General features: G+C 66.6%; 12 protein-coding genes. 4 read left to right on the top strand and 8 right to left on the bottom strand.

Annotated elements, in window-relative coordinates:
- Window positions 1–42 precede the first annotated feature (42 nt).
- The 5 genes from WA670_RS09205 to WA670_RS09185 form a co-directional block, all read right to left on the bottom strand.
- Window positions 43–168, bottom strand: coding sequence for a DUF3761 domain-containing protein (locus tag WA670_RS09205; protein WP_442893084.1), 126 nt, complete (start codon window positions 166–168; stop codon window positions 43–45).
- Window positions 169–176: 8 nt separating this feature from the next.
- Window positions 177–629, bottom strand: coding sequence for a hypothetical protein (locus tag WA670_RS09200; protein WP_336157509.1), 453 nt, complete (start codon window positions 627–629; stop codon window positions 177–179).
- Window positions 630–667: 38 nt separating this feature from the next.
- Window positions 668–3496: a hypothetical protein gene (locus WA670_RS09195; RefSeq protein WP_336157506.1), complete on the bottom strand. Its 2829-nt coding sequence runs from the start codon at window positions 3494–3496 to the stop codon at window positions 668–670.
- A 236-nt stretch (window positions 3497–3732) separates the two neighbouring features.
- Entirely contained in the window at window positions 3733–5904 is a 2172-nt protein-coding gene (locus tag WA670_RS09190; protein WP_037817120.1) for a 3-hydroxyacyl-CoA dehydrogenase NAD-binding domain-containing protein, read from the bottom strand.
- 8 nt (window positions 5905–5912) lie between these two features.
- Window positions 5913–7124: an acetyl-CoA C-acetyltransferase gene (locus WA670_RS09185; RefSeq protein WP_037817122.1), complete on the bottom strand. Its 1212-nt coding sequence runs from the start codon at window positions 7122–7124 to the stop codon at window positions 5913–5915.
- Between the two features lie 160 nt (window positions 7125–7284).
- Between WA670_RS09185 and WA670_RS09180 the strand changes: the two genes are divergently transcribed.
- From WA670_RS09180 to WA670_RS09165, 4 genes are all read left to right on the top strand, one after another.
- Window positions 7285–8466, top strand: coding sequence for a TetR/AcrR family transcriptional regulator (locus WA670_RS09180; RefSeq protein WP_275293383.1), 1182 nt, complete (start codon window positions 7285–7287; stop codon window positions 8464–8466).
- A 174-nt stretch (window positions 8467–8640) separates the two neighbouring features.
- Window positions 8641–9819: a low temperature requirement protein A gene (locus WA670_RS09175; protein ID WP_134728135.1), complete on the top strand. Its 1179-nt coding sequence runs from the start codon at window positions 8641–8643 to the stop codon at window positions 9817–9819.
- A gap of 101 nt (window positions 9820–9920) precedes the next feature.
- The gene (locus tag WA670_RS09170) at window positions 9921–11216 is read left to right on the top strand and encodes an acyl-CoA dehydrogenase family protein (protein WP_336157680.1); all 1296 of its coding nucleotides are present in this window, start codon (window positions 9921–9923) and stop codon (window positions 11214–11216) included.
- Window positions 11217–11244: 28 nt separating this feature from the next.
- Window positions 11245–12456, top strand: a complete 1212-nt coding sequence (locus WA670_RS09165; protein ID WP_037817130.1) for an acyl-CoA dehydrogenase family protein — start codon at window positions 11245–11247, stop codon at window positions 12454–12456.
- Between the two features lie 92 nt (window positions 12457–12548).
- On the opposite strand, the gene WA670_RS09160 is transcribed toward WA670_RS09165, so the two are convergent.
- The 3 genes from WA670_RS09160 to WA670_RS09150 form a co-directional block, all read right to left on the bottom strand.
- Window positions 12549–13025: a site-specific integrase gene (locus WA670_RS09160; protein WP_336157484.1), complete on the bottom strand. Its 477-nt coding sequence runs from the start codon at window positions 13023–13025 to the stop codon at window positions 12549–12551.
- 449 nt (window positions 13026–13474) lie between these two features.
- Window positions 13475–14962, bottom strand: coding sequence for a P-loop ATPase, Sll1717 family (locus WA670_RS09155; RefSeq protein WP_336157482.1), 1488 nt, complete (start codon window positions 14960–14962; stop codon window positions 13475–13477).
- 779 nt (window positions 14963–15741) lie between these two features.
- Complete coding sequence (locus WA670_RS09150; RefSeq protein ID WP_336157480.1) at window positions 15742–16104, bottom strand: winged helix-turn-helix transcriptional regulator; 363 nt, start codon at window positions 16102–16104, stop codon at window positions 15742–15744.
- Window positions 16105–16120: the final 16 nt, after the last annotated feature.

The raw sequence follows: 16120 nt of genomic DNA, 5'->3' as shown, positions 1-16120 counted from the left end.
GGACTGGTCCGTTTGGCCCAATGCTCGCTTGGGTTGTGGGGTTCACAGCCATTGTTCGACGCCGCCGTGATCGGAGCAGGTGCTGGAACGGTGCTGGCTGTAGCTGTAGGTGCCGTCGTTGCACTGGGCGGTCGCGCCGCCCGACAGCGAGGAGAACGCGAAACGCAACCGTCGAGTCAGTCCTCCGCGAGCCGGGAAATCGTCGCCAGCATTCGCCGCACGCCGAAAACATGTCCGCCGCTTCCGACGACGAGCAAGCGGTAGCCCGCTCCGGCCACCCCGGGGAACCGGGCCCGGCTTTCGGCGCGGACCACGGTCTCTGCGGCGGAGACGGATTCGAGCCGGAACGTGAGGCGGTACTCGGAAAACCGGTGTCGTCCAGCCAGCGCGAGCTGGTACGGCGGTTCGGCGACCACGACTCGGAAGCCGGGCACGGTGGATCCTTCCGCGAGCGGACGCGGACCGGTTGCCTTCCAATCGGCGCAGCGGACCGCCCAGGCGTACGCGGTGGCCAACCTGCCGGAGAAGCGTTCGGCGACCTGATTGACCGCGCGCCAGGTGGTCTCGGCGTCGGCGGGCACGGTGACGCGATGTTCGTCCAGGACGGGCAATTGCTCTTCGGCAGTCATCGGCTCCTCCGTGGGCATCGTCTCACGCGCCCGCGGGCTCAGCCGTCCGCGGGACACCACGGGTCCGGGGCTCGCAGGACCGACTTGCCGCAGAAGCCCTGTAGCGCCGGGTCGACTTCTCCGCCTTGGACCTGCAGTACCGCGAGCGGTTTGTCCTGTGGGACGTGCCTGCCGATGTCACCGCCGTAGTCGATGGTTCCGCTCACCCCCTCGATGTATTTGTTGATCTGGTTCGCGTCCGGCCGCGAGGTGTGGATCGCGGCGATCTCCCGCCACACCGCACCTGGGGTGACCGGGATTTTCGACGACGTCTCCCGCAGGTACGCGGTCGCGGTGATCATCACCAGTGCGGCGTCGTAGGACAGCGCGGCGTGACCGTCGAACGAGCGGCCTTTTTCGGTGTGTTCAAAGGAGAACTTGGCATTGAGCGTGGAGTAGAAGTCACGCGCGAGACCTTTCGCGGGTGTGGCCGGCGCGTTCGCGAGCGCGAAATAGTAGTACGGCAGCGCGCGATGATCTTCTCGCGCAACGGAGTCGGCGACGAAACGCGCGACGTCGTCGTCGCCGATGATCGTCGCGGTGCTGCCGCATTGTGCGGCCCCAGCCAGGAACGCTCCGAAATCGGGGACGCCTCGGCCGGCGAAGAACGCGTACCCGTCGTAGGAGCAGCTGTCGCGCCCGGCGGCACCCGCGTTGCCTACGAGCCGGTCGCCGTAGCGGAGATGCGCGGACCTCGCTTTTTGCCCTTCGTCCGGGACGAAGGCGCGTGCTTCGACCGCGAAACCCTTGTCCTTGAACTCTTTCAGCAGATTGTCGCGAAGATTGGGACTGTAGAAGTCAGTGTCGTCGTCGGAGTAATAGATGCGAAGCGAGCGCGGGCCGGGGCGCTGGGCGGCAAAGGCCGCGGTCACCGCGGCTTCCCGGCGGTTTTGCGGTGCGACCTGGAAGTAGATCGGGTTCTGGTCCGCGAGCTGATCGGCGGTGAGGGTCGCGGCGACCACCGGGATGCCCGCGTCGCCGAGTGCGCGGATCGTGGTGGCGGTCGGCTCGCTGCTCATGTCGAGTCCGACCACGCCGACGATGCTGGGATCCTGTTTCGCCATCTCCAGCAGGGTGCGCGCGACCTGCGCGCCCTGGAGCATTCCCTTGCCGCCGTTGGCGATCAGCATGCGCACGATCGGTTCGGCCGCCGCGGTCGCGTCGAGCTGCCGCGACTGCGCGACCGCGAAGCCCTCCAGCGATTCGCGTTCCGCGGTGAGTCCCTCGGCGGTGCCGTTCGACGACGTCAGCGCCTCCAGGTCGACCAGCGTGATGTACGGCCGTTCCGGATGCTGCTGGTGCAGTTCCTCGGCCCGCCGGTTCTGGTCCGCGACCACGGCTTCGACCTGCTGGATCGTCCCCTCCTTGTCGACCGGGGAGAACAGCGTGAAGGTGCCGTCGGACACTCCGACGCACTGGTCGTCCACCCGGCTCAGCCACTCGCTCGACGTGCCGCAGTGACTGTCCAGAAAGGACTGATAACGCACCACGGCGAACGCGGCGACCAGCGCGAGCACCACCGCGGGCACCCCGGCGCGGATCCAGCGCGTCGTCCACCACGCCGCCCGCCCGCGTCCGCCGGACAGGTCGTAGTGCTCGCCGAGCGCCAGCATTCGCTTGCGTACCTCGGTTTCCTCGGCCTCCGTCTGCGGCACGTCGAGCCCGATCGGCAGGTACCAAGCGGTGGGGCGGCGAGCGCGCCGGTCCGCGCTGAGCCGGTTCTGCCACACCCGGTACGCACCGGCGGCGTCGGTCGCGTGGTACTTCGGCCGGTCCTCGCTCGGCGCGGCGTCCGGCGGCGGGGCCTGGCTCGCGCTCACCACGAGCAGCGGGTCGAAGAGGCCGACCTGGTTGCGGACGTCGTTCATCAGCCGGAGCAGCCGGTAACCGCCGTTGGCGGGACCGACCTCGTCGAGCAGCAGCACCGGATAGGTCATCCGGCGCCGCCGCCAGAACTGCCACGGCCGCAGCCGGTACTCGCGGCGCAGGTCTTCCAGGAACGCGTTGACCAGCAGCCGCGCGACGTACTCGGGCGATTCCTTCTGCCATTCGCCGTCGGTGAGCCGCAGCGCGAAGCGCACGAAACTGCCGGACATCTCCGGTGCGAGATGCGGCTGGCGCAGGAACCACCGGTACCGCCCGGACAGCCCGGGCACGCGCCCGGTGACCGCGAGCCGGAAGGTGCCGAACGTCAGCAACCGCAGCAGCAGCAACGGAAACCGCCACGCCGGATGCTGCGGCACCAGCTCGCGGCTGACGCTGTCGATGGCCGAGCGGAAGCGGACCAGCAGGCCGTTCTCCTGCAGCTCGCGCAACAGGGTGCGTTCGGGATCGGTGTCGCCGTCCGGAAACTGCTTCGCCATGAGCTGATCGACCAGCGTGAACAGCCGGAACCGCAACCTGCTTTCCCGGGTGCGGCCACTGCGGACGAGGCTGTTGCGGACGTGCCACAGCAGGTCGCGCACGGCGTCGACGCTCTCCTTGGTCGCCTCGGCGGCGGAATCGGTGTCCGGCCGATCGGCGAGGGGCAGATAGACCGAACGCACGGTGCCCGCCGGTTCCGCGTTCTGCAGCCGGGACGCCAGCTCCTTGAGCACGCCCGCACGCGCGTCGCCGACGAGGCACACCATGGGCAGCCCGCGCCGCCCGGCGCGCTCCCGGTGATAACCGGGACGCCATTCCCCGTCGTCCAGCAATTCCCGCGGCCGGTCGCCGCTTCGAGGTCGTTGGTAAAGCGCCCCGATGAGCTTGACGAGCCGATCCGCACCAGCGAACGCGAGCTGCTCCCCCGCGACTGCCACCGTCTGGTCCATGCCGAAGTAAACCACGCGGCTCAGGGGAGGGGTCCCGGAATTATGCCGCCATGCCAAGGGTTTCTGCCCTCGGACAGCGGCCATTCGAGTAGTCCGGGTTCAGCCGTCCGGACGACCCGAGTTCACGCTGAGCGACCGCGGACCACCATTCCTTGATCACCTTACGAAAACAGCAGAAATCGTCCTGAATAGACATGAAAAACGGGGCCGCCCCGGAAAAACCGGAGCGGCCCCGCGGAGAATATTCTTTTTTACTCGTAAATCTCGCCCTTGGCGGCCTTCTCCACCAGCGACTGCGGCGGCTCGAAGTGGCTGCCGTACCGCGCCGCCAGCTCGCGGGCCCGGTCCACGAAGCCCTGCAGGCCGCCCTCGTACTGGTTGATGTACTGGATCACGCCACCGGTCCAGGGCGGGAAACCGATGCCGAAGATGGACCCGATGTTCGCGTCCGCGATCGAGGTCAGGACGCCCTCGTCGAAGCACTTCACCGTTTCCAGCGCCTCGGCGAAGAGCATGCGCTCCTTGAGGTCCTCGAACGGCACGTCCGCCGAACCCGAGTTGAACGCCTCGCGCAGGCCCGGCCACAGACCGGTGCGCTTGCCGTTCTCGTCGTACTCGTAGAAGCCCGCCCCGGTGGAACGGCCCTTGCGGTCGTACTTGTCGAGCATCGTGTCGATGACGGCCTCGGACGCGTGCGCGTTCCAGGTGCCGCCCGCGGCCTCGATCGCGGCGCGGGTTTCCGCGCGGATCTTGCGCGGCAGCGTCAGGGTCAGCTCGTCCATCAGCTGCAGCGGCGGAGCCGGGTAACCGGCCTGCGAACCCGCCTGCTCGATCGACGCCGGCTCGACGCCCTCGCCCAGCGCGGCCACGGCCTCGTTGATGAAGGTGCCGATGACCCGCGAGGTGAAGAAGCCGCGGCTGTCGTTGACGACGATCGGGGTCTTGCGGATCTGCAGCGTGTAGTCGAAGACCTTCGCCAGCGTGGCGGGCGACGTCTTCTCGCCGCAGATGATCTCGACCAGCGGCATCTTGTCCACCGGCGAGAAGAAGTGGATCCCGATGAAGTCCTCGGTGCGCTGCACGCCCTCGGCGAGGGTGGTGATCGGCAGCGTCGAGGTGTTGGAACCCAGCACCGCGTCCGCGTTGACGATGCTCTCGATCTCGCCGAACACCTTGTGCTTCAGCTCGACGCTCTCGAACACGGCCTCGATGACGAAGTCGACGCCGGCGAAGTCGGCCGGGTCGGCGGTCGGCTTGATCCGCGCCAGCAGCGCGTCCGACTTCTCCTGCGTGGTCTTGCCGCGCGAGAGCGCCTTCTCCTCGAGCTTGACCGCGTAGCCCTTGCCCTTGTCAGCCGCCTCCTGCGAGACGTCCTTGAGGACCACGTCGATGCCCGCCTTCGCGGAGACGTAGGCGATCGCGGCGCCCATCATTCCGGCGCCGAGCACGCCGACCTTCTTGGCGGTGAACTTCTCGAACCCGTCCGGACGCGAACCGCCGGAGTTGATCGTCTGCAGGTCGAAGAAGAACGCCTTGGTCATGTTCTTCGAGACCTGCCCGATGGCCAGGCTCACGAAGTAGCGCGTCTCGACCTGGATCGCGGTGTCGAAGTCGACCTGCGAACCCTCGATCGCGGCGGCGAGGATCGCGCGCGGCGCGGGCATCGGCGCGCCCTTGAGCTGCTTGCGCAGGTTCGCCGGGAACGCGGGCAGGTTCGCCGCGAAGCTCGGGTTCGACGGGGTGCCGCCCGGGATCTTGTAGCCCTTGACGTCCCACGGCTGCACGCCGCCCTCGGGATTGGCCTTGATCCACGCCTTCGCGGCGGGCACCAGCTCGTCGACGGTGTCCACGACCTCGTGCACCAGGCCGATCTCCAGCGCCTTGCGCGGCTTCATCCGCTGGCCCTGCAGCAGGACGTTCAGCAGCGCGCTCTGGATGCCGAGCAGCCGCACGGTGCGGACCACGCCGCCGCCGCCGGGCAGCAGGCCGAGGGTGACCTCGGGCAGGCCGATCTGGCTGCCCTTGACGTCGGCCGCGATGCGGTGGTGCGTCGCGAGCGCGATCTCGAGGCCGCCGCCGAGCGCCGCGCCGTTGATGGCCGCGACGACCGGCTTGCCGAGCTGCTCGAGCCGGCGCATCTGGCTCTTCATCGCGCCGCTGGACGCGGTGATCTCCGCCGCGTGCTCCGGCTTCGCCTGGATCAGGTCGCGCAGGTCGCCGCCGGCGAAGAAGGTCTTCTTCGCCGAGGTGAGCACGACACCGGTGATGTCGTCCTTCTCCGCCTCGAGCCGGTCCACGGTCGCGGCGAGCGACTCGCGGAAGGCCTGGTTCATCGTGTTGGCCGACTGGTCCGGGTCGTCCAGGGTCAGCGTGACGATGCCGTCGGAATCCTTGTCCCAGCGGATGGTCTTGCTCTCGGTCATCTCGGTCCTCACACCCGCTCGATGATGGTCGCGACACCCATGCCGCCGCCGATGCACAGCGTCACCAGCGCCCGGCGCGCCTCGCGGCGCTCCAGCTCGTCGACCACGGTGCCGACCAGCATCGCGCCGGTGGCGCCGAGCGGGTGGCCCATGGCGATCGCGCCGCCGTTGACGTTGATCTTCTCGTCCGGAAGGTTCAGGTCCTTCTGCCACTTGAGCACGACGGACGCGAACGCCTCGTTGAGCTCCCACAGGTCGATGTCGTCCGGGGTCAGACCCGCAGTCTTCAGCACCTTCTCGGTGGCCGGCGTCGGACCGGTCAGCATGATCGTGGGCTCGGACCCGATCGAGGCGGTGGCGACGATGCGCGCCCGCGGCGTGAGGCCGAAGGTCTTGCCCGCCTGCTCGGAACCGACCAGCACGATGGCCGACCCGTCGACGATGCCGGACGAGTTGCCGCCGGTGTGCACGTGGTCGATCTTCTCGACCTGGTGGTACTTCTGGAGCGCGACGGCGTCGAAGCCGCCCATCTCGCCGATCGTGGTGAAGGCGGGCTTGAGCTTCGCCAGACCCTCCACAGTGGACCCCGGACGGCGGTGCTCGTCGTGGTCGAGGATCGTGACGCCGTTCATGTCCTTGACCGGCACCACGGACTTCGCGAAGTAGCCGCCGGACCAGGCCGCCTCGGCCTTCTCCTGCGAGCGGACCGCGAAGGCGTCGACGTCCTCGCGGGAGAAGCCCTCCATCGTCGCGATCAGGTCCGCGCCGATGCCCTGCGGGGCGATGTAGTGGTCGTACGCGGTGGCCGGGTCCATGAACAGCGCGCCGCCGTCGGAACCCATCGGCACGCGCGACATCGACTCCACGCCGCCCGCGATGACCAGCTGGTCCCAGCCGGAGCGGACCTTCTGCGCCGCGACGTTCGTGGCCTCGAGCCCGGACGCGCAGAACCGGTTGAGCTGCACGCCCGCGACGGTCTGCGGCAGGCCCGCGACGAGCGCGGCGGTGCGCGCGATGTCCGCGCCCTGCTCGCCCACCGGGGACACGACGCCGAGCACGATGTCGTCGATCGCCTGCGGATCGAGGTTCGGGTGGCGGACCTTCAGCTCCTGGATGAGGCCGACCACCAGGTCGACCGGCTTGGTGCCGTGCAGGGCACCGCCCTTGTTCTTGCCCCGGGGCGTGCGCAACGCCTCGTAGATGTAGGCCTCGCTACTCACTGAACAACTCCTCCGCGAAGCGGCATGGATGGACACTGCGGTGTATCTCGCGGCCGACTATACCGGCCAGTAGGTGCTAATGGCCATTAACATAAGCCCGATGAACCCCATGGTGTCAATGGGTTGCCGTAGTTTCGATTAGCGCTATGGTCAGTTCACCATGAGTACGTATCCCGCCCGCGGCACGCGCCCTCGCGACCGCAAGGCCCAGCTCGCTGCCGTCGCGGCCGAGCTGTTCCGCGCGCGGGGGTTCCACGGCGTCGGGATCAATGACATCGCCGCGGCGGCGGGGGTCACCGGCCCCGCGCTGTACCGGCATTTCGCCGACAAGCAGGCGATCCTCGCCTACGTCGTGCTCGCCGGGATCGACGACATGGAGTCGGCCACCGCCGCCGCGCTCGCCGATTCCGCACCGCCGCTCGCCCAGCTGGACGCCCTTCTCACCGGCCTCGCGACGCAGGCGGTCGAGCGCCGAGAGATCGCCGCGCTGTGGCGCTGGGAGGGTCCGCATCTGCCGCGCGAGCAGCGCCGGGAGATCCGCCGCCGGTCCGGCGCCGTGCTCGACGCGTGGACGAAAGCCCTGCTCACCCTGCGTCCCGAGCTGTCCGCGGACGAGGCCGAACTGCTGTGCTGGGCCGCGCTGTCGGTGTTCGGGAGCGTCGCGGTGCACCACACGTCGGTGGCGCGCAAACGCTTCGTGCCGCTGCTGGTCGAACTGGCGCAGACTGTGCTCAACGCCTCACTCCCGGTCCCGGACGAACCCGCGCCGCCGGTCGCGAGCAGCCTCGGCACGCCGTCCCGCCGCGAGCAGGTGCTGACCGCCGCGACCGGGCTCTTCGCCGAACGCGGCTTCCACACGGTGAGCATGGAGGACATCGGCGCGGCGGCGGGCATCGCCGGGCCCAGCGTGTACCGGCACTTCCCCAGCAAGGCCGCGCTGATGGTCGCGATCGGACACCGCGCCGCCGACCGGCTCGCGCTGGCCGCCGAACAGGCACTGCAGGCCCCGGACGAACGATCCGCGCTGGGCCGGCTCGCCGCGTCGTACGTGCACATTCTGCTGCGCACGCCGGAACTGCTGGTGTCCTTCACCGCGGACCGCGCGACCATGCCGCAGCGGGACAAGGCCGATCTGCGCCGCGTCCAGCGGGACTACGTCGACCAGTGGGTTTCCTTGCTGTGCGCGGTGTTTCCGGAGCTTCCGGCGCGCGAGGCGAAGATCCGGGTGCACGCCGCGCTGACCATCGCGAACGACCTCAGCCGGACCGGGCGGATCAAGAACAGGCCGCATCTGCAGACGGAGCTGACGGCGGTGCTGCACGCGGTTCTCGGGCTCGGCTGACGGGCGGGCAGACCACTTCGCAAGTGGTTCTCTCTCAAAAGTTGTTGCAACTTCACTAGTGAAGTACTTCAGGGGTGAAGTCACAACTTCTGAGAGAAGAGAACCTCGCGAGGTCGGTCGCACGCTGTCAGCGAAACCGCCCCGATCGGTCGCCCATCCGTGTCAGCATCGGCCGTGCCCACGAGACTGCTGCATCTGGTTCGCGCGGACGAAGACCACCGCGTCACGACCCTTGAGCTTTTCTTCGATCTGGTCTTCGTCTACGCCATCACGCAGACGACCGAACTGATGGCCGGCCACCTGAGCCTCCTCGGCGTCGGCGAGGGACTGCTGGTGCTGATGGTGCTGTGGTGGTGCTGGTGCAGCTACGCGTGGCTCGGCACGACCATCCACGTCGACCACGGCATCGCCCGGCTGGCGATGTTCGGCGCGATGGCGGTGATGTTCCTCGTCGCGCTCACCGTCCCGCAGGCGCTCACCAGCCAACCGGGCGGACTCGACGGGCCGTTGCTGTTCGTCGCTTGTTACGGCGTCGTGCGGCTGCTGCACATCGTCGCCTACGTCGGGGCCGCGCGGCACGACGCCGAACTGCGCCTGGTGCTGCTGAAGATGCTGCGCGGACTGCTCCCGAGCCTGGCTTTGCTGGCCGTCGCCGATGTCGTGGGCGGGCCGTGGCAGCCCGCGCTGTGGGTGGTCGCGCTCGCGGTGGACTATCTCAACGTCTATCTGACCGGTCCCGCGGGCTGGCGGCTGCACTCGCCCGCGCACTTCGCCGAGCGGTTCGGGCTGATCGTGATCATCGCGCTGGGCGAATCGGTCGTGGCGATCGGCATCGGGATCGGGCACGTGCCGATCACCGGGCTCGTCGCCGGGTCGGCGATCTGCGGGATCGCGCTCGCCGCCGGGATGTGGTGGACGTACTTCGATCTGGTCGCGAACGTCGCCGAACGCAGGCTCGCCCAAGCCGAAGGCCTCGCGCGGACCAAGATCGCCACCGACTCCTACACCTATCTGCACCTGCCGCTCATCGCCGGCATCGTGCTCGTCGCGCTCGGGTTGAAGAAGACGTTCCTGACCCTGGACCACAGTCCGGCAGACGCACTGCACGGCGTCGCGCTGTGGGCGCTGACCGGCGGGCTCGCGCTGTACCTGGTCGCGCTCAGCTCGCTGCGGCGGCGCAACCTCGGCAGCTGGAACCGGCAGCGGCTCGTGCTCGCGGCGCTGCTGCTCGCCCTCACCCCGCTGCTGGGACACGTGCCCGCGACCTTGCTGCTGCTGATCGTCACGGCCTCGGTCCTGCTGCTCATCGCGTTCGAACGCACGTCGCTGGCCCGGCGGCCGGTCGTCGGGTGAGCCGGGCCGCACTGGCGGATTCCGCATCGCCGCGCTAACCTACTCGTGAGTAGGTAACGCGAGGGAGATGCTGCATGGCTGCGCCAAGGAAACGAGACGCGATGGGCCTCGGCCTGGCCGCGCTCACCCGGTTGGCCGGGAGCAAGGCGATCGACCGGGTCGGGCTGCGCGGGCCGGTGCAGAACCTGGTCAAGACGGGGACCCGCAGCGGGTTCCGAGCGGCGGGGGCGGCGACCAGGTCGTTCACCTCGGTCCAGCGGCTGGGCAAACCGGCGCGGCTGGCGAAGCCGGACGACCGCGGGCTGTTCGACCTGACGCCGGACGAGGACCAGAAGCTCATCGTCGAGACGGTCAGCGAGTTCGCCGCCGAACAGCTGCGTCCGGCCGCCGCCGACGCCGACGAGAAGCTCGCCGCGCCGGAGGGTCTGCTGAGCCGCGCTGCCGAGCTGGGCGTCAGCCTCGTCGGGATTCCGGAAGAGCTGGGCGGCGCGGGCACTGAGCGTTCGGTCGTGACGAACGCCTTGGTCGCGGAGGCGCTCGCGCACGGCGACCTCGGACTGGCGGTGGCCGTGCTGGCTCCGTCCGCGGTGAGCACCGCGCTGGTCGCGTGGGGCGACGAGCAGCAGCAGGCCGATTACGTGCCCGCGTTCACCGGCGAGCAGGTGCCCGCCGCGGCGCTCGCGCTGCTGGAGCGGACGCCGTTGTTCGACCCGTTCAAGCCCGCCACCAAGGCGAAGCGCACCCCGAAGGGCTACCAGCTCGACGGCGTGAAGTCGCTCGTCCCGCGTGCGGCGGAGGCCGAGCTGTTCATCGTCTCTGCCGACCTGGAAGGCCGCGGACCGGCGCTGTTCCTGGTCGAATCGTCCAACGCGGGCGTGACGATCGAGTCCGAACCCGCGATGGGCCTGCGCGGCGCGGCCACCGGGAAGCTGCACCTGGAGAAGGTTTCGCTGCCCGCGGGCGCACTGCTCGGCGGCGGCAAGGCGGACGTGTTCACCGAGGTGATCCGGCTTTCCCGGCTCGGCTGGGCGGCGCTCGCCGCCGGTGTCGGCAAGGCCGTGCTGGACTACGTGGTGCCTTACGTGAACGAGCGCACCGCGTTCGGCGAACCGATCAGCCACCGGCAGGCGGTCGCGTTCTCGGTGGCGGACATCGCGATCGAGCTGGAAGGCCTGCGCCTGGTCACGCTGCGCGCGGCGGCCCGGGCCGAACAGGGCAAGGAATACGCGCGGGAAGCGGCGCTCGCCCGCAAGCTCGCGACGGACAAGGGCATGCAGATCGGCAACGCCGGCGTGCAGCTGCTCGGCGGGCACGGGTTCGTGAAGGAGCATCCGGTGGAGCGCTGGTACCGCGACCTGCGGGCGATCGGCGTGATGGAAGGCGCCGTCCTCCTCTGATCCTTTTTCTTGCTCCGAAAGGCAACTCATGATCAACCTGGAAGCTCCGAAGAAGGCCGGCGCGCTGATCAACCAGGCGTACCAGGCCGCGGCCGAGGTGTTCCGGCCGATCTCGCGCAAGTACGACCGCGCCGAGCACACCTATCCGTCCGAATTGGACATGTTCGCCGCGCTGCTGGACGGACTCAATTCCTCCGGCGAAGGCGGTGCGGGCGCGGCGGGCGTCCGCCGGTCCGAAAAGGACGACGGCCCCAAGGGAAACCGCAACGGCGCCAACCTGAACGTGGTGCTCGGCACGATCGAAATGTGCTGGGGTGACGTCGGCCTGCTGCTGTCCATGCCGCGCCAGGGCCTCGGCAACGCCGCGATCGGCTCGGTGGCGACCGACGAGCAGCTCGAGCGGTTCAAGGGCCTGTGGGCCGCGATGGCGATCACCGAACCCGGCTGCGGTTCGGACTCGGCCGCCATCACCACGACGGCCACCGAGGACGGCGACGACTACATCCTGAACGGCGAAAAGATCTTCGTGACGTCCGGCCAGCGCGCCGACGCCGTCGTGGTTTGGGCGACGCTCGACCGCACGAAGGGCCGCGCCGCGATCAAGTCGTTCGTGGTGGAGAAGGGCACGCCCGGGTTCGAGGTCGTGCGCGTGGAACACAAACTGGGCATCCGCGCGTCCGACACCGCCGTGCTGCGCTTCGAGAACTGCCGCGTGCCGAAGGAAAACCTCCTGGGCACGCCGGAAATCGACACGGCCAAGGGTTTCGCCGGGGTCATGCAGACCTTCGACAACACCCGCCCGCTGGTAGCCGCGATGGCAATCGGCGTCGCCCGTGCCGCGCTGGACGAAACCCGCCGCATCCTCACCGAAGCAGGCGTGGTCATCGACTACGACCGCCCGGCCCTGACCCAGCACGCCGCGGCCGCGACTTTCCTGCAGTTGGAGGCGGATTACGAGGCGGCGTACCTGCTGACGCTGGAATCGGCGTGGATGGCGGACAACCGTCAGCCGAACTCGCTGCAGGCTTCGATGGCAAAGGCGAAGGCTGGGCGGACGGTGGTCGATGTGACGCTGAAGTGCGTCGAGCTGGCTGGGTCGTATGGGTACACGGAGGAATCGCTGCTGGAGAAGTGGTCCCGGGATGCGAAGATCCTGGACATCTTCGAGGGGACGCAGCAGATTCAGCAGCTGATCGTGGCTCGGCGAGTGCTGGGGAAGTCCTCGGCTGAGTTGAAGTAGTTGTGACGCAACGGAAAGCCGCCCGGTCGCTTGCCCTTCTCGGGGGTCTGCGATCGGGCGGCTTTCGCGTCGGCGAGGACGGGGTTTCATGATCAGGCCGCCTCCAGGCCGTCATCGAGCGCAGGCCGTCCGAAGACCGCGTCTACGGCCTCCCGTGCCCGCTGGTGGCTCGACGGCACGAGGTGGGTGTACGTCCGGAGCGTGAAGCCCGGGTCCGCGTGGCCAAGGTAGTCGGCCAGCTCTGTAATCGACACGGCACGAGCCAGGAGCGTTGAGGCGTAGAAGTGACGGAGCGCGTGCATCCCGTCCCCGCGACCTCGGTACTTGATCCCGGCCGCCCGGAACGCTCCGTGCCAGACAACCTTCGTGAACAGATCTCCGGAGTACAGCCGGCCACCTTCCCCGGTCATCAGCAGCCGTGCCGTCACCGGATCACCGTCTGCGCTCTGCCAGGGCAGCGTGACGGCCACGGACGGGAACCGATCTTCGTGGTCGTCGATCTCCGCCAGCATGGCCGCCGACAGCGGGATGGTTCGCTCCTTGCCCCGCTTACGCAGCGCGAACATCATCACGCCCCTGCCCACCGGCCAGCACCGGGACCGGCGGATGTGACGCGCCCGTCCCGGTCTCCTCCAACGTCACCTCGGTACCCGCGCCCCACCGTCCAGCGCAGGCCCAGCCCGTCCAACCTTGCCGTCATGTGCTTCCCATTCCCGGGCCAGGTCGGCGACCCCCTCGGCCGCCGACTCCAGCGCCGCCACACACCACCACGGCAACCCACGCGACTGCGCCAGCTCGTGCCACGCCCGCGACACGCGCCGAGCAGCATTCGCCGTTTCCGCGCAAAAGCATATAGCAGTCAAACTCGTCGAAGCTCTGAAAGTTCCGAAGTTCTATGGGTGTCAACGCGTGGAAGTTTTGAGCCTCCAAATTCACCCATCGATAAAGCTACACATAGAGCACGCACTAAACCCAGGCACGCCTACTCACTATTCATAGCCAACGCGCAAGCACAAACTCAACCAGACCATGACAGATTTAGCCCGTAGACCAACGCGCCGTGCATAATCAAAGGTCCACGCGCATTCAACTGAGATGTGTTTCTACGGTGATAAAACTGAATACGATCCTCATTTTGAGTTGGAACCAAGTTGCCAATCGCCCCCGCCAAGAAGAGGTATTCAAGAACGCGGTCGCCGTCAGCAAACTCAGCCAACCCGCACTGATCAAAGCTCCGCATAAATTGCTCGCGATTGAAGACCCTAGTGCCAATTCTCTGTAAAAGTGATTCAATTCGGTCTGGAACCTCGTCGCTCAGAAGCCCTCGCATCTCTGCTCGAATTTCCTCCACAAAGTAGGTTCTACAGTAGTTGTTTACCCCCGCCCGAACTTGACGACCGCTAAGCTCAACGCTTTGTGGCGACATGCGTGCTATTTCACGCATTAGCTGGAGAATATCTCGAGGCGTCTGCCTAGTCATTCGTAGCAAATGCTCATGAATTGCGATCGGGGCACCACTCTTGCCCTTTGGGACGGTCACAGGAAAGTACGAGGCGACGACGTCCATCTTAGCTGGCAGGCCAATCTTCGCTTTATTGTCAACAACGTCCCACAGGAACGAATCTTCCGCCTCGTCAGTTCCATAGTGCCACTCGATGGACTGACCCCAGTCCTCTCGAATCTTTGGCGCGTCCGGAAACCTAACACGACCAAACAGATCGCTCCGACACAAAAGAGCAATTCGAATAGTAGATCTACTCGCCCTGAGCCTCAAATGAATCGACTCGCAAGTTCTAACGAGACTGGAAATTGACTCCCAGTACGCATTAGATGCAACTATCGCGCGGTCCAGACCGTCTATAACCAGAATATGCACGTTGTCAGTTAGTGCAGCCTCAATGTGACGAAGTAGCGCGTCACCGAGCTGTTGAATATTTAGAGACTCAGTTTCCGCAGACTCAATTGTCGTGTCCGCAATTTTTGGAACGTGAAACGAAGTGCTTCGCTTCCTCACTTTTCGTAAAATCTGCGGGAAATCGTCCTCAGTAAGACCAACCTTCTGCATAGCCTTGAAAAGTTCTCGCAGCTTGCCAACATCCGAGAGCCTGCACGACTGATCAGAAAATAGTGATTCAATTATCCTAATACAGATAAATAGCTTCCAGGCCGAATCGGAAAGGTGATAACTGCCGACGCCGATCTCTGACGATGTGTTCTTCTTTTCATCAGTGGTGAAGCTAGACTTCTGCAGTTCATCTAGGTTAGTCAGTCTAACAAATGAGCCAGACTCGCCGAACTTCTTTTTAGTATCCAGCTCAAGATACTTCGCAACCGCTGATTTGCCCGCCCCCTTCGGCCCAGTGAGCAAAAATACTTCACCGGAAAGTATTCGGGCCGGCAAGTTCCAGAGATCCGTGAATGAGTTATAGAATTTAACTGGATCAATCTCGGCTTCGTTCTCTGCAGCGGACTTGCCGAAGTACAAGCGATCGAACGATTTAGTCATTCAACACTCCAGCCGTCAACTGCTTAGCTACGAACAAAGTTGCCGAATTCGACTCTATAGGATCACGGCGCGCCGCCGGTGGTGGCGCGCCTGTCGCCTACGTAGCACCTCGCCTGGGCGGCCGCATCCGCTTCCGACACGGCGGGCCGCCGCTCCGCTTCGCCCACTGGCCGGGCGGTGCGGCCGCCAGCGGGTCACCTGGCGCAGTGCCGCACGGCGGCGGCACACGGGTCCCCAGAGCCAACGTCGGCCTCCCTCTGCGAGCGGCTGTGCCATACGCAGTCGTTCGTGACTCAATCTCTGTTACACACCGTTGTGGGAGACCTCCATCCCGGCACCTGATCGTGACAACGGCCGGTGGTGCCGGGTGCTGGCTTCGTATCGGAATGCAGGGGTAGGTGCGGCTGGGCCCGCCGGCCGTCTCCAAGCCGTCAGAGGTCGGGCAGAGGCGACAGATGACGAGAACTAACGAGACGCATCAGCACAGCTCGGAGGCCGTATGCGGCGAATCGAGAGAGGCCCGCGAAATTCGGCTGAGTAATCCTGGATATCTTCGAGGGGACGCAACAGATTCAGCAGCTGATCGTGGCTCGGCGGGTGCTGGGGAAGACCTCGGCCGAGCTGAAATGATCGAGACCGCTGGCCCGCTCGCCGGAAGTGGGCCGAGCGGTCTTATCAGTCCAGTTGCTTCTTCCCGATCGATTGCCCGAAGAAGTACAGTTTCGCGATCCTCCGGAACGGTCAACCGTGGCAGGAATCGGGATATTCGACGCCGTCACTCAACTGTTCTGTTGAGCCGAATCCAGCGCATCCAAAACCGCGTCCCCATTAGCCCGAGCCCACTCCGTCAGCGTATGGATGGGCTCGATCAACGTAGCTCCCAGCGACGTCAACTCGTACTCGACCCGCGGCGGTGCCTCCGCATACGCCTGGCGGCGAACGAGCCCGTGTGCTTCCAGCCGGCGCAGCGTCTGGGTGAGCACCTTCCTCGAGATGCCACCGATCAGCTCGACCAGGTCACCATGCCGGACCGGGCCCTCGCTGAGGCCCGCGAGCACGACCACGGTCCACTTGTCGGTGATCAAGTCGACGGCCAAGCGCGCTGGGCAATCGGCGAGGAAGATGCCGCGGGTACCGCTCATGGAGTCCAAGGTACCC

The organism is Amycolatopsis sp. VC5-11 (assembly GCF_037034185.1).
Lineage (GTDB): Bacteria > Actinomycetota > Actinomycetes > Mycobacteriales > Pseudonocardiaceae > Amycolatopsis > Amycolatopsis nivea.
This window is presented reverse-complemented; position numbering and strand designations above follow the sequence as displayed.